The 12654-nt window shown below is 57.6% G+C and carries 19 protein-coding genes; 5 read left to right on the top strand and 14 right to left on the bottom strand.

What is annotated here, in order from left to right; translation table 11 throughout:
* Nucleotides 1–4: 4 nt before the first annotated feature.
* From CBW65_RS15230 to CBW65_RS15210, 5 genes are all read right to left on the bottom strand, one after another.
* On the bottom strand, nt 5–910 hold the full coding sequence (locus tag CBW65_RS15230) for a permease prefix domain 1-containing protein (RefSeq protein WP_087457565.1): 906 nt from the start codon (nt 908–910) through the stop codon (nt 5–7).
* Nucleotides 907–1245, bottom strand: coding sequence for a PadR family transcriptional regulator (locus CBW65_RS15225; RefSeq protein WP_087457564.1), 339 nt, complete (start codon nt 1243–1245; stop codon nt 907–909). Before CBW65_RS15225 ends, CBW65_RS15230 begins: the two co-directional genes overlap by 4 nt.
* A gap of 89 nt (nt 1246–1334) precedes the next feature.
* Nucleotides 1335–1829, bottom strand: coding sequence for a methylated-DNA--[protein]-cysteine S-methyltransferase (locus CBW65_RS15220; RefSeq protein ID WP_087457563.1), 495 nt, complete (start codon nt 1827–1829; stop codon nt 1335–1337).
* A gap of 7 nt (nt 1830–1836) precedes the next feature.
* Entirely contained in the window at nt 1837–2079 is a 243-nt protein-coding gene (locus CBW65_RS15215) for a hypothetical protein (RefSeq protein ID WP_087457562.1), read from the bottom strand.
* A 5-nt stretch (nt 2080–2084) separates the two neighbouring features.
* A complete protein-coding gene (locus CBW65_RS15210; RefSeq protein WP_087457561.1) occupies nt 2085–2456 on the bottom strand; it encodes a helix-turn-helix domain-containing protein in 372 nt (123 codons plus the stop codon).
* A 216-nt stretch (nt 2457–2672) separates the two neighbouring features.
* On the opposite strand from CBW65_RS15210, the gene CBW65_RS15205 reads away from it, so the two are divergent.
* Nucleotides 2673–2975 carry a hypothetical protein gene (locus CBW65_RS15205; protein ID WP_087457560.1) on the top strand — a complete coding sequence of 101 codons (303 nt, stop codon included), beginning with the start codon at nt 2673–2675 and terminating at the stop codon, nt 2973–2975.
* 58 nt (nt 2976–3033) lie between these two features.
* Here the strand turns inward: CBW65_RS15205 and CBW65_RS15200 are convergent, their stop codons facing one another.
* Nucleotides 3034–3360 (bottom strand): (deoxy)nucleoside triphosphate pyrophosphohydrolase, encoded by a 327-nt coding sequence (locus CBW65_RS15200; RefSeq protein ID WP_157721969.1) that lies wholly within the window; start codon nt 3358–3360, stop codon nt 3034–3036.
* The gene (locus CBW65_RS15195) at nt 3357–3746 is read right to left on the bottom strand and encodes a hypothetical protein (RefSeq protein ID WP_087457559.1); all 390 of its coding nucleotides are present in this window, start codon (nt 3744–3746) and stop codon (nt 3357–3359) included. Before CBW65_RS15195 ends, CBW65_RS15200 begins: the two co-directional genes overlap by 4 nt.
* A gap of 122 nt (nt 3747–3868) precedes the next feature.
* Between CBW65_RS15195 and CBW65_RS15190 the strand changes: the two genes are divergently transcribed.
* The gene (locus tag CBW65_RS15190) at nt 3869–4114 is read left to right on the top strand and encodes a SelT/SelW/SelH family (seleno)protein (protein WP_087457558.1); all 246 of its coding nucleotides are present in this window, start codon (nt 3869–3871) and stop codon (nt 4112–4114) included.
* A 49-nt stretch (nt 4115–4163) separates the two neighbouring features.
* Here CBW65_RS15190 and CBW65_RS15185 read toward each other — a convergent pair whose 3' ends face one another.
* Complete coding sequence (locus tag CBW65_RS15185; RefSeq protein WP_087457557.1) at nt 4164–5660, bottom strand: PASTA domain-containing protein; 1497 nt, start codon at nt 5658–5660, stop codon at nt 4164–4166.
* A gap of 205 nt (nt 5661–5865) precedes the next feature.
* A complete protein-coding gene (locus CBW65_RS15180; protein ID WP_087457556.1) occupies nt 5866–6591 on the bottom strand; it encodes an HAD family hydrolase in 726 nt (241 codons plus the stop codon).
* 83 nt (nt 6592–6674) lie between these two features.
* Here CBW65_RS15180 and CBW65_RS15175 point away from each other — a divergent pair, with 83 nt between their 5' ends.
* The 3 genes from CBW65_RS15175 (at nt 6675) to CBW65_RS15165 (ending at nt 7937) form a co-directional block, all read left to right on the top strand.
* The gene (locus CBW65_RS15175; RefSeq protein WP_087457555.1) at nt 6675–7094 is read left to right on the top strand and encodes a hypothetical protein; all 420 of its coding nucleotides are present in this window, start codon (nt 6675–6677) and stop codon (nt 7092–7094) included.
* A 100-nt stretch (nt 7095–7194) separates the two neighbouring features.
* On the top strand, nt 7195–7650 hold the full coding sequence (locus CBW65_RS15170) for an N-acetyltransferase (RefSeq protein WP_087457554.1): 456 nt from the start codon (nt 7195–7197) through the stop codon (nt 7648–7650).
* Between the two features lie 95 nt (nt 7651–7745).
* Nucleotides 7746–7937 (top strand): DUF896 domain-containing protein, encoded by a 192-nt coding sequence (locus CBW65_RS15165; RefSeq protein WP_087457553.1) that lies wholly within the window; start codon nt 7746–7748, stop codon nt 7935–7937.
* Nucleotides 7938–7981: 44 nt separating this feature from the next.
* Here CBW65_RS15165 and CBW65_RS15160 read toward each other — a convergent pair whose 3' ends face one another.
* The 5 genes from CBW65_RS15160 to CBW65_RS15145 all read right to left on the bottom strand — a co-directional run bounded on the left by CBW65_RS15160 (nt 7982) and on the right by CBW65_RS15145 (nt 12487).
* On the bottom strand, nt 7982–8608 hold the full coding sequence (locus tag CBW65_RS15160) for an RsfA family transcriptional regulator (protein ID WP_087457552.1): 627 nt from the start codon (nt 8606–8608) through the stop codon (nt 7982–7984).
* Nucleotides 8609–8748: 140 nt separating this feature from the next.
* Nucleotides 8749–8892 carry a hypothetical protein gene (locus CBW65_RS24290; protein WP_157721968.1) on the bottom strand — a complete coding sequence of 48 codons (144 nt, stop codon included), beginning with the start codon at nt 8890–8892 and terminating at the stop codon, nt 8749–8751.
* Between the two features lie 87 nt (nt 8893–8979).
* Nucleotides 8980–10173, bottom strand: coding sequence for a tRNA uracil 4-sulfurtransferase ThiI (gene thiI / locus CBW65_RS15155; RefSeq protein ID WP_087457551.1), 1194 nt, complete (start codon nt 10171–10173; stop codon nt 8980–8982).
* 5 nt (nt 10174–10178) lie between these two features.
* A complete protein-coding gene (locus CBW65_RS15150; RefSeq protein ID WP_087457550.1) occupies nt 10179–11333 on the bottom strand; it encodes a cysteine desulfurase family protein in 1155 nt (384 codons plus the stop codon).
* A 131-nt stretch (nt 11334–11464) separates the two neighbouring features.
* Nucleotides 11465–12487 carry a glyceraldehyde-3-phosphate dehydrogenase gene (locus CBW65_RS15145; RefSeq protein ID WP_087457549.1) on the bottom strand — a complete coding sequence of 341 codons (1023 nt, stop codon included), beginning with the start codon at nt 12485–12487 and terminating at the stop codon, nt 11465–11467.
* Nucleotides 12488–12654: the final 167 nt, after the last annotated feature.

The raw sequence follows: 12654 nt of genomic DNA, 5'->3' as shown, positions 1-12654 counted from the left end.
AAAATCAAGATTTGGCAAGCGCCGGACGAAAGATTGAAAGTTGCCGCAGTTTCAGGTAGGCGTAATACCCAAGCGCGTTAAACAAAATGATCATCAGCGCCCAAAATACGGTGATCGGACGCCGCGAGTACACATTGAGAATGCCCCATGCCGCAAACAGCACCCAATAGGCAAAAACAAACACATAGCCGAGCATGAAATAGCCGCTGCTGAACAGCCATTGCTGCAGCGACACGTCGAGTCCTCGGCCCTGATCGCCGATCGGGATCATTGCGCCGGTGTAAAAGGTATAGAAAAAGAGTCCGTCCACCCGCTGTACTCCGCCGGTCGTATCAAGCGGCGAATTCGCGGGATAGTGGTAGGTAAAGGGCACGGTGCGCTTCATATCGCGGATGACCGCCGATGCGCTGCGCAGAGACAGATTGTCATCCACCGCCGCCTGCAATTTCGCTTTGATCTCCGGCGTGATCTCGGTGCCGACTTTGCCAGCCTCGACATCTGCGAACAACTCGTGGTTCACCTGTTTCACCGCAATGAGATGCAGTCCCTTATTCCAGGCAAAAAAGCTCCCGAACACCAGCATCCCCAGCACTCCGCAGACCAGCGCCGTCTTCAGCAGCCAGTTCGCATAATTTTTGCGAATCCGGTACAAGCTCTCCAATTCCTCCGTCACCCGCTGCGGTTCGCCGAAGCGCTCCAGCGCCTGTCGTACCGCCTCCACTTCCGGCAACCCGGCTGCCAGCAGGTCTTCCACGCTCAGGGTCAGATTGCCGGTCATCTCCTCGCGAAATTCCCGGACCACCGCTTCCGGCTCGTCAAGATGCCTGCACAGCCGCTCCACCTGCCGGGCGATTTGCTCCTGCGCCGTGCGGCTCAGTTTCTGTTCATTCTCTCGCTCTTGCTTGCTCACAGCTCCACCTCCTTCAGAAATCGGTCGATCATCCCCTTGAGGTATTCCCATTCCTGCTTTTTGCCGCGCACCCGCGCCAGGCCTTCCTCGGTCAGGCGGTAGTATTTGCGCCGTCCGCCGCCGCTGATCGAGTCCTCCCAAAACGAGGTGGCATATCCCTGTTTCTCCAAACGCTTCAAGGCGATGTACAGCGTCGCCTCTTTCATTTCAAAGCTGCCGCCGCTCGTCTCGCGCGCCTGCTTGGCCAGCTCGAACCCATACTTCGGGCGGTCGGCCAGCATGCTTAACAAGATGATGTCGATGTAGCCTTTGAGCACTTCTTTGTCAAAATTCACCACTTCCACCCCCACATCACCATCATATAACGAACTACCTCACTATACAAGGTATAGCAGCAAAAAAAGCCCGGGTCAGCTCCCGAGCCTTATTTTGCAGGCAATACGCCTTCCAGTTCCAGCAGCACGCTTTTCAGATCGGTGCGCGGGCCGGCATAGCCGACGAGGTCGCCGTTTTTGCCGATCACGCGGTGGCAGGGAATCAGGATCGGCAGCGGATTGTTGCGGTTGGCCTGGCCGATCGCACGCGGCCCTTTCGGCTTGCCGATTCGCTCGGCGATCTGGCCATAGCTGCGCACTTCCCCGTAAGGAATCTCGCACAACGCCGCCCAGACCTGCTTGCGAAACGGCGTGCCGTGCACCGACAAGGGCAGGTCAAACTCGCGGCGCGCTCCTTGAAAATACTCCTTGAGCTGCCGCACCGCTTCGCTGCACATCTCCGCATCCCGCGGCACCCCGCCCAGCTCGGCAGCGTACGCTTCCCACTCCTCAGCCGTCATCGCCACCTTGCGCACGCCGGTCTCGTCGACCGCCACATAGAGCTCGCCAAGCGGCGTGGCAACCGTGTCATATCCGATCTTCATCTCCCGCTCACCCTTTCTTCCTGCGCAGCGCGCCGAGCAAAAAATACACCGTAAACGGCAGCGCCAGGCCGATCAGCACCATGCCGCCCGAATAGGCGAGCCACTCTTGATGCAGCTCCGCATAGCGGTACGCCTGCTGGCCCTGCACGAGGAAGATCCGCCACTCCACATCTTTGTACCGCATGTACAAGATGACGAGCAGCACGACTTCCACGAGCAGAGCAGCGCCCCAGAACAATCCTTTCTTCACGCCACTCATCCTTCCGATCTGTTCTTCATCTCCCGCAGATACCCGACGAGCGCCTCCATCATCTCAGCGTCGCCCAGCTCATGCAGGTCGCGCTCCTGCGCTCCGTACCTCGCCACGATCGACTCCCGCACATAGCCGCTCAAATCTTCCGGTATGTAATCGCTCAACCGCTTCTCTTCCACCCCGAAAAAGTAATCGACCGGACAGCCCAGCACTTCCGCGAGCCCGGCGATCACCTGCATCGAAGGGTTTTTCTTCACCCCGCGCTCCAGTTCGCTGATATAGTTGGCCGACACGCCGATGCACCCGGCCAGCTGCGCGCCCGTGATATTCCGGCTCTGGCGCGCCCGGCGAATGCGCTCTCCCAGCTCTGACATGTTCCCGCACCTCCGAACACACGTTCTCACGAAAAAACGACCCTGACAGGCAAAAAAGAGCGCCTACGAGAGCTAATACCACCTCTCCGCTCCCCTTCACCCCTCAACCTTTCGACTCACACTATAGTTTCAACCTATAATCAAACTACCAAAAACACCCTCTGCGGCACCCATTATACCAAGCGCACCCCATTCCTGCTAGGGAGGTATCACACGATGCAATCTCTGATCCTGATCCGCTGGCCCAACGAAGAAACGGGCGGGCATTTCCGCATTCCCGGCTGCCTGGTCGCCCCCAACACCGCGCTCGCCATCTTTGACGGGCACGTCGAAGTCCACCTCGTGGAAGCGGCCGGAGCCCCAGGCGAATACGACCTGCGCTATGCGTCCAATCCCCTGTTTTACGTCGGCTCCGATCTTCCCGAGATCTTCTACGACCTGCGCCACCTCACGCTCGCCGAACTCGCCGGCAAATACACGCACAGCGACTTTTACTCGCCGGAACGTCCGCTCCTCTAGCTGCTGCCGAGCAGTTTGTCCACGATCGGCCAGTCGGCCGGCGCCATGTCCAGCAGCTTCAGTTCCTGCGGTTCCACATAGCGGACATCATACACATCCAGGCGGCGCAGTTCCCCCGCAGGTAGCGGCAGCGGTAGCCGATCAGCACGATGTGGCGGTCTTCATACGTATGAGACACCACTTCCAGCACTTCTTCGACCGCGATCTCGATGCCAAGCTCTTCGGCGATCTCCCGCACCAGCCCGGCCCGCGGATCTTCGCCCCACTCCAACTTGCCGCCCGGAAACTCCCACTTCAGCCCCATATGGGCGTCGGGCTTGCGCTGGGCGACCAGCACACGCCCGTCCTTTTCGATCACAGCAGCTGTGACGACGAGCTGTTTCATGCGAGGTCTTTGGGCAGACGAGTCAGCGTCAGCGTAAACAGTCCGCTCTCCAGCGTCACTTTCTGCTCATGCAGGTCAACTTCCGTATCCTGCGGGTCGATCGGCATCGTCACGACGCTTGGCTCCTCTGCCTCTTCCGGCCCGCTCATCTCCTGAAACAAAAATTCCAGCGCCACTTCTTCTTCCAGCTCCGACATCACGATATCGCACAGGTCAAGCCTGCCGTTAAACTGTGCCAGCACGAGCTCGGTCACCGCTTCTCCGCGCTCCATCTGCATTTCCAAACGCACACTCACCCGGTCATCCGCAAACAAGGTCTCCAAGATCTGCACCAGATCTTCCAGCCCGCTGACCGGTTCAAACATGTCAAGCGATTCCATCGTCAATTCGATTCCTCCGTTCTTTCTCTAAATTTTATCACTAGTATCCGCAGTTTGTCGAAAGAGAGTCTCATCTATGCTAAAATAAATCGTAAGCATCAACACAACCATCAAAGGGGGAATTGCACATGGAAAAACCGGTGATCACACTGGCCTACTGCAACATGTGAAACTACTTGCCTACAGCCGTCAGGTTGACGGACGAACTGCTTGGACACTTTACGACGAAAATCGGTGAATTCACGCTGATCCCGGCGAGCGGCGGCGTTTTTGAAGTCACCTTCAACGGAGAGCTGATCTTCTCCAAAAAGGAACTCGGCCGCTTCCCGGAAGAAGGCGAAGTCCTCGAACTTCTCAAGCCGCGAATTCTCTAACATAACAAAAGGCAGCCTGCACATGCAGGCTGCCTTTCTTTTTCTTTGCTTACTGCGATACGTAAAACGTCACATCGGCGCCTTGCGCAGCTTTTGTGCCTGCCGCCGGCGACTGGCTGTAAACCGTGCCGGACGGGGTATCGCCTTTGTTGATGTAAAACGAATAGTGGTACCCGTGTTTAAGCATCAACTGTTCCGCTTCCTGCTTGCTCAAGCCGCGCAGGTCGGGAATTTCACCGGCCGCCACCGGCTCGCGTGGTTCCTCGCCGGACGGATCGCCCGCATTTCCGGCTGAGTTGCCCGCTGTGGAAGCGGTGCCGTTGACAGTCAGGATGATCATTTTCTCCTGCCCGGTCACGCTCTCGCCCGGATCGACCGACTGGCGATAGATCTTGCCTTTGGTCTCGCTGTCATCGGTCACGCTGAAGACCCATTGAATCTTCGCTTTCGGATAGCCGTTGTCGGCCAGCGCCTGCACCGCTTCCTGCTCCGTCTTGCCCAGCAGATCGGGCATCACAAACTGTCTCGACCCCTGCTGGTGCGCGTCGGTCGACGCTGTGGTCGTCTCATCGCCGAGCGACCACCACAAACCGCCGATCACCAGCACCACGACCACCAGCACGCCGATATACGGCAGCAGCGAGAAGCGCTTCGGCGTGCTCTCTTCCGCCACTTTTTTGGCAAATTCCATGTGGCGCAGCTTGGCGACCTTTTCGATGCCTTCCTGAGCAGCTTCGAGCATCGAGTCTTTCATCCGCTCGATGTAGGACGCTCCCGCTTCCGGTTCCGGTTCGGCCGGACGATCCGCCTGCTGGCCAAGCGCATGGTGCACCGCTTTCACATCGCGGTACAGGTCATGAATGCCTTCATAACTGCCCTGCGACACAAAGCCAAGCGCCCGCAGCACGATGCGCTCCATGCGTTCGGGCAGCCAGCTGTGCACGACGCCCGACCCTCTCAGGCTCTGATGCAGCTCCTGCACCACCTGCGGCACCGGCGCCAGATGCGAAAACGGCTTGCCGGTCAGCATCTCGTAGAACAGCACGCCGATCGTCTTGATCAAGTCCCGCTCCGTCTGCGCCCGCCCGGACAACAAAGGTCCGTAGCCGATCACTTTCAAAAAGCCGTCCTGGTTGATCAGCACCGTGCCCGGGTCGATCGAGATCTGCAAGATCCCGTGTTTCTCCGCCTGCACGACCGCACCGGCCAGCTGCCGGGCGATGTCGATCGCCGTTTCCGCCCCAACCGCGCCTTGCACGCGCAGCCAGCGGGACAGCGTATCCCCTTCCAAGTCTTCCGTAATCAAATATATGCCGTCCGCTTCGACAACCACATCATATACTCCCAGCAGATGCGGATGATGCAGCCCTGCCGCTTTGGCGATTTCCTGTTCCCAATGTTGACGGTTCGAATCCGTCACGTTTCCCGGCAAGCGTTTCACCGCCACTTGACGCATCAGCGACTCGTCGTGTGCCAAAAACAGATCGGATGCACCGCCGATCGCTTCCTGCAGCCGGTACCGGCCTGCCAAGATTCGCTCGTTCATGCCAATCCCCCCGTCGTATTCCCCGCGACTCAGACAATCGGACAATCTTCGCGGGTCATCATATACGTAATACGTATCAAAACCGTGGATTATGCGGGTAACATTTCTACTAGTTTATACCTTCCAGTCAGAAGATAGACGCAAAACGCTAGATTGTAACAGAAATGTTACCTTGGCGTTGAACAATGCTCTCCCTAAGATTTCGTCAGGCGCGGCTGTTTTTGAGGGTGTTCCAATGGGCCGACAATAGAGCGGGCAGTTCCGACAAGTCGCTGATCTCCACCGCCAGCGATGGGTCGGGGCAGGATTCCCCGCGCCGATTCAGCCAGAACGCTTTGATCCCAAGCTGTGCCGCGCCGTTCACGTCGGCGTGCCAGGAATCGCCGATCATCACGGCGTGTTCTGCAAGGCCGCCCGTCAAGCGCAGCGCTTCTGCAAATGCGGCCTCATCCGGCTTCTGCGCCCCGGCCGCCTCCGATGTGACCAGATGATCGATCAGCTCTTCGATCGCACACTCCCGCAATTTTTGCTGCTGCACCGTCGTAAATCCATTGGTGATCACCGCGATCTTCGCCCCTTGCTCGCGAAGCCACCTTAATAATTCATGCGCGCCCGGCACCGCGCGCCGCGAACGGCGATAGGCGTCCTGATAGCGCTCGGTCAGCGCGTCGATCTCCACCGCCGCCATCTCCTGCCCGCATCCGGCAAACAGCCGGCGAAAGCGTTCCACCCGCGCCTGCTCCAGCGTCAGGTTGCCTTTCAGCACTTCGCTGTGCATGCTGTCGAGCATGATCCAAAACTCATGCTCCAGCTCCTCGACCGTCTTTTGCTGCAAAGCCGGATGCTCGTGCCACAGCGTGCCGATGCCCGCGCGTGACGAATGCCGGTGATCGGACAGCGTCTCATCCAAATCGATCAAAACCACGTTCATTTTTCAATCCCCTTCTGCATAAACCGTTCCCGGCGAGCATATCAATCTCGTAAACCACTTGCTAGGAACGGAGGAATTTATTCATGTACAAACACGTGCTCATCCTGCAAAAAAACGCCTGCTCCACCCTGCTCGAAGAGATCTCCGCCGACCCGACTCCCGTCTACGCGGCCGCCGTGCTGACGATCGACTCGTCTGCCGAAGCGATGGAAGTCCTCGATGCTCTGGTCTGGGAGCGCGTGATCCTCGCCGCGTCGGAAGCGGACTGCATCCCGGCGCTGGAAGTGGCAGCCGGTCTGCCCGGCCGCATCGCCGGAATCCTGCTGCTCAACCCGCCGGAGCACACCCCGGACGTGCCTGCGCAGATCCCGACACTGGTGCTGACCACAGCCGGACATGTTCCGCCCGCCAATCTGCCGGCCGAGCACTTCCCGCTGCAGGACAACCCGAGCGGCCATCTCCGCGAAATCATCAGCGCCTTCCTGACACTTCGCGTTGCCTGACCGCCGTCCCTTCCTTTAATTTGACGAACAATTTGTGGCAAATGTTTCTTCTTTTCCGATATAATAAAGGGAAGAACACACGCTGAAGGGAGGGACAGCCATGTCGCCGCAAGTGCAAAAGCTGCAGATCAACTACAAGACCCTCGAGGAGTTCCGCAAATTCCGTGAAAACGGCTTGGAAGAGCTGTCGATGATGGAGGATTTAAAAGCAGACCTGGTCGAAGATCAGACTGTCTCGCCCTTTTACGGGATCTACGAAGAAGGCAAACTCGTCGCCCGCATGAGCTTATACCGCATTCTCGACAAATATGACCGTTACTTCGATCCGCCTACCTCGTACCATGAGCTGATGAAGCTGGAAGTTCTGCCCGGCTACAAAGGCAAAGGCTACGGCGCACTGCTCGTCCAGTTCGCCAAAGAGCAAGGACTGCCGGTCAAGACAAACGTCCGGCTTGGCGCACAGGACTTTTTCCTGAAGCTCGGCTTCAAACCTGTCAAATACGACCCGGTGCGCGACCGCGGGGAGAACCCGTACGTGTGGCAGCCGGAAGCGTAACACCGTTCGGCTGGGCGTGCAATTTTTGACGCCCAGTTCTTTTTCTTGTACACTAACGGGGAGTTATTTTGCCCAGATAGAAAGGAGGCAGCAACATGCTGACCCCTGATAAAATCGAACGCATCAATGTGCTCGCCCGCAAGAAAAAGGCAGGCACGCTGACGCCGGAAGAAGCGAAGGAACAACAAGCCCTGCGCGAAGAGTACCTCAATGTGTTCCGCAAGAACTTCCGCGAACAATTAGAAGCGATCGAGTTTGTCGATGAGGACGACTCGACGAAACACTAAACAAAAGTGCGCTGACCTAGGTCAGCGCACTTTCTTGTTTCCCGCTATTTCATCCGCTCCAGATTGCCGTTTTCCTCCATCACAAAAGCCACCGGGTTCTCCTCGATCAACTGCTCGCCGACCAGTGCCATCTTGCGGGCCCGCTCCATGATCCCGACCAGCGCGGAGTAGTCGTCCTTGACGATCGACAGCTCCTGCCCGACGCGGTTCAGCTCCGAGCCAAGCGACCGGTTCTCTTCGGCCAGCCGCACAGTTTCTGCCGTTTTCACCGCCAACTCCCGCTCCAGTTGCGCGAGCCGGGTCTGCAACTGCCCGATTTCCCCTTTTTGCCCTTTCAAAAACTTCAGCACGTCCGGCCAGTCGAGCGCCGGAGCAGCCGCCGTCTCCTCCGGAACAAAGACAGAGAGCACGCTAGGCACCATGCCGTCCGCCTTGACCTGACCTTTCTCATCTCGCCACTGCGCTTTGGCGATCTCAATCTGCGCCGCATACTCTTTGCGCACGATCGCATTCCACCGGTAGCCGGTCGCGGCAGCCGTTCGGCCAAGCGACTTGCTCGCCTCCTGAAACGCGGCCAGCTGGGTGCTGCCGGTGCGCACATGGCGCAAAATGATCTCCGCGAGCAAGCTGTCGTCTGCCTGGGACCATGCATCCTGACGTACTTTTTTCATCGAAGGGCCCTCCTTCGCCGGTTGAATTGTCTGAAAAGTTGAGGTTCTCTATGTATATGCCAATTCAACGAAATTTAACCTCATCATGTGGGCAACGCAAAAACCACCTCTTTCCAATTTATAGAAAGAGGTGGTATCGACTACCCGACCTGACGAATCAATAGACGCAGCACATGCCACATCCGCTTGCGGCGGAAATACATGTTTCGAAGCTCCATCACGCCCGCCACGACCCCTGCGATCGTGGAGACGATCCGCAGCGTACGCATCACTTTTACAGCCATCGTCTCACACTCCTCCAAGAAAATTAAGTTCTGGGAGTAGTGTGTCCGCCAATTCGCGGTACTATGTGGGAGTTCGCCCGGCTCGGCTTACATGCTTTCCGCGCGGGTGAACAAAATCGACTCGGTCTTCTCCAGCGCTTCGGCGATCAGCGCCTCGATGTCGAGCTTCTCTTCCGCCCGCTCCGCTTCGTGCAATTTTGGGCGCGTCTTCGGATTTTTCGGCGTGAAGATCGTGCAGCAGTCTTCATACGGCAAAATCGAAGTCTCGTACGTTCCGATCTTCTTGGCGATGTCCATGATGTCGCGCTTGTCCATCGCTACCAAAGGACGCAGGATCGGCATGTTCGTCACGTTGTTGATCGTGTACATGCTCTCCAGGGTCTGGCTCGCCACCTGACCGAGCGATTCGCCCGTCACCAGCGCCAACGCTTTGCGCTGATAGGCCAGCTTCTCCGCGATGCGCATCATGAAGCGGCGCATGATCGTGATCGAATATTCCTCCGGCACCTGCTGGCGGATCGCCTTTTGAATCTCCGTAAAATGCACGTTGTGCAAGCGCACGCGCGCGCCGTGTTTGGCGAGGATCTTCGCCAGGTCATTGACCTTCTCCTGCGAGCGCTCCGAAGTGAACGGGAAGGAGTGGAAATGAATCGCTTCCACCGTCGCCCCGCGCTTCATCGCCAGCCATCCGGCGACCGGCGAATCGATGCCGCCGGAGAGCAGCAGCATGACGCGTCCCGACGTCCCGACCGGCAAGCCGCCCGGACCGTCGAGGACGTCGCACATGACATACGTTTTCGTCTCGCGCACTTCCACCGTCAGGGTCAGCTCCGGCTTGCGCACATCAACTTTCAAGCGGCCTTCGCCGATCTTGGACAAAACATAGCGGCCCACTTCCTGCATGATCTGCGGCGATTCCAGCGGGAACAGCTTGTTGGCGCGGCGCGCCTCCACCTTAAAGGTGACCGGCGTCTGGCGCTTCTCCAGCGCATCCTGCACCACGCGCAAGGCGGTTTCCTTGATGTTGTCGAGGTCGAGGTCCGCTTCCGCCACCGGCGAAATCGAAGAGACGCCCATCACTTGTGTCAACTGCTCCGCCACTTCCTGCGGGTCGCCCTCGCCGACATTCACTTCGATGCGGCCGCCCATGCGGGTGATCTTAACGCCCATGCCTTTGACCGACAGGCGCATGTTTTCCAGCAATGCTTTCTCAAATTGCGGGCGGTTCTTGCCTTTGATGGCGATCTCGCCGCCCATGCGAACGATAAACGTTGTATACATCTGTCCTACCTCCGTGAAAACAGTCGCAAATCTTCAACACTTGATTTCAAAGCTGCCAATAACTGATCTGCCTCTTCGCGGGTATTCGCCGCATCCAGCGAGATCCTGATCGCGCCTTCCAATTGCTTCTCCGGCAGCCCCATCACTTTCAGGACGCGGGAATAGATCTTTTCCTTCGACGAGCAAGCCGAACCGGTCGATACAAACAAGCCGTGCGTCTCCAGCGTGTGCACCAGCACTTCGCCGCGCACCCCTTCAAAAGAAACGTTCAGCACGTGCGGCGCAGCATCATTTGGCGTATTGATCCGCACATCGGGGATTCTCGCCGTGATCTCTCCGGCCAGATAATCGCGCAGTTCGCGCATCTGGCCAGCCGCCTGCGGCATCTCCTTCATCGTCCGTTCCACCGCCACGCCAAATCCGACGATGCCCGGCACGTTTTCTGTGCCGGAACGCAGGCCTTTCTCCTGACCGCCGCCGTAAAACATCGGCGTCAGTTTCACCCCGTCGCGCACATAGAGCGCGCCAACCCCTTTGGGTCCGTGAATCTTGTGTGCGGAGACGGCAAGCAGGTCGATCCCCGTTTCCTTGATCTTAATCGGCACTTTCCCCAGCGCCTGCACCGCATCGACATGGAACAACGTCTTGGGCTTGTCCTTCAAAAAAGCGCCGATTTCGCGGATCGGCTGCAGAGCGCCCGTCTCGTTGTTCACATACATCACCGACACCAGCACCGTGTCTTCGCGCCACGCCGCTTTCACGCTATCGACAGAAACGAGGCCGTCTGCGCCTGCGCCGACAAACGTCACCTGCCAGCCGCGCGCTTCCAATGCTTTGGCTGCATCATAGACGCAGGCATGCTCGATGCCGGTCGTGATGATGTGTTTGCCGCGCGAGATGTATTGCTCGGCGGCGCCAAACAGCGCCAGATGGTTCGCCTCTGTGCCGCTCGACGTAAACACGATCTCAGTTTTCTTCACCGCCAGCGCTTTGGCGACGCGCTCTCTCGCCTTGTCGACTTCCTTCTCGGCGACCAGGCCTTTTTTATGTAAGGAGGACGGATTCCCGTAGTTGGCTTCCATCATCGCGACCATGCTTGCGATCACTTCCGGATACGGCTTGGTGGTCGCGCTGTTGTCCAGATAAATCTCTTGTTTCATCGTAACACCCCACCTCTCGGGGCACTGCCAGCCCATAGTGCTTACTATGCTTCCCTGATGTATCGTTCCCCATTATACAAAAAGAGCCGCCCTGTGGCGACTCTTATTGGCAATTTTACGTGCATATGCTGTTAGCAGGACACTTTTTCGGTCAGTTTCTTGCCGACGAGACGGGCGAGGTCCACCACGCGCTCGGAGTAGCCCCACTCATTGTCGTACCAGGCGATGACTTTGACCGTCTTTTCGCCCACGACCATCGTGGACAGACCATCGACGATCGAGGAGCGCGAGTCGCCGACAAAGTCGATCGACACCAGCGGCTCTTCGGTGTAGCCGAGGATGCCTTTGAGCGGGCCGTCTGCCGCTTCTTTCAGCGCAGCGTTAACCGATTCCACCGTCACATCTTGCGCCACGTTCGCCACGAGATCCACGACCGAGACGTTCGGGGTCGGGACGCGCATCGAAAAGCCGTTCAGCTTGCCTTTCAACTCCGGCAGCACAAGGCCAACCGCTTTCGCAGCGCCGGTCGTGGTCGGGATGATCGACTGGCCGCAAGCGCGGGCGCGGCGCAGGTCTTTGTGCGGGTTGTCGAGGTTGTTCTGGTCGTTGGTGAAAGAGTGAACGGTCGTCATCAGGCCGTTGAGGATCGTAAACTTGTCATGCAGCACTTTTGCCACCGGCGCGAGGCAGTTGGTGGTGCAGGATGCGTTGGAGATGACATCGTGCAGCTCATGGTTGTAGACTTCATCGTTGACGCCCATGACGATCGTCACGTCTTCATCTTTGCCCGGTGCCGTGATGATGACTTTCTTCGCGCCTGCGGTGATGTGCTGGCCGGCCGTTTCCTTGGAACGGAATTTGCCGGTCGCTTCGATTACGATGTCAACGCCGAGTTCCTTCCACGGCAGATTTAACGGGTTGCGGTCGCCGACGATCTTCGTCTCACGGCCGTTCACGATGATGCTGTCAGCGGTCGTCTCGATCTCTGCATTAAATTTGCCCTGTACGGAATCATATTTCAAAAGATGCGCAAGCGCTTTCACTTCGTGAGTTGCATTAATCGCCACGATCTCGATTTGCGGGTCAAGAGCAGCTGCACGGAACACCATGCGGCCGATACGGCCAAAACCGTTAATTGCAAGTTTGATAGACATCTATAAGTACCTCCCCAGCAGACTGTTACGTTAGTTTCTACCCTATTTTACACAACAACTTGCCAATATTCCACACTATATTCGTCTAATTTCTGAAAAAGTATGTCACAATTGGCAGAAAGCTCAAGACCTAGTCCTAATAACTAGTTCTATGTTATAATAACAAA

This window comes from Tumebacillus avium, assembly GCF_002162355.1.
GTDB classification, from domain to species: domain Bacteria; phylum Bacillota; class Bacilli; order Tumebacillales; family Tumebacillaceae; genus Tumebacillus_A; species Tumebacillus_A avium.
Note: the sequence above shows the minus strand (reverse complement) of the source record. Positions and strands in the feature narration are given on the sequence as shown.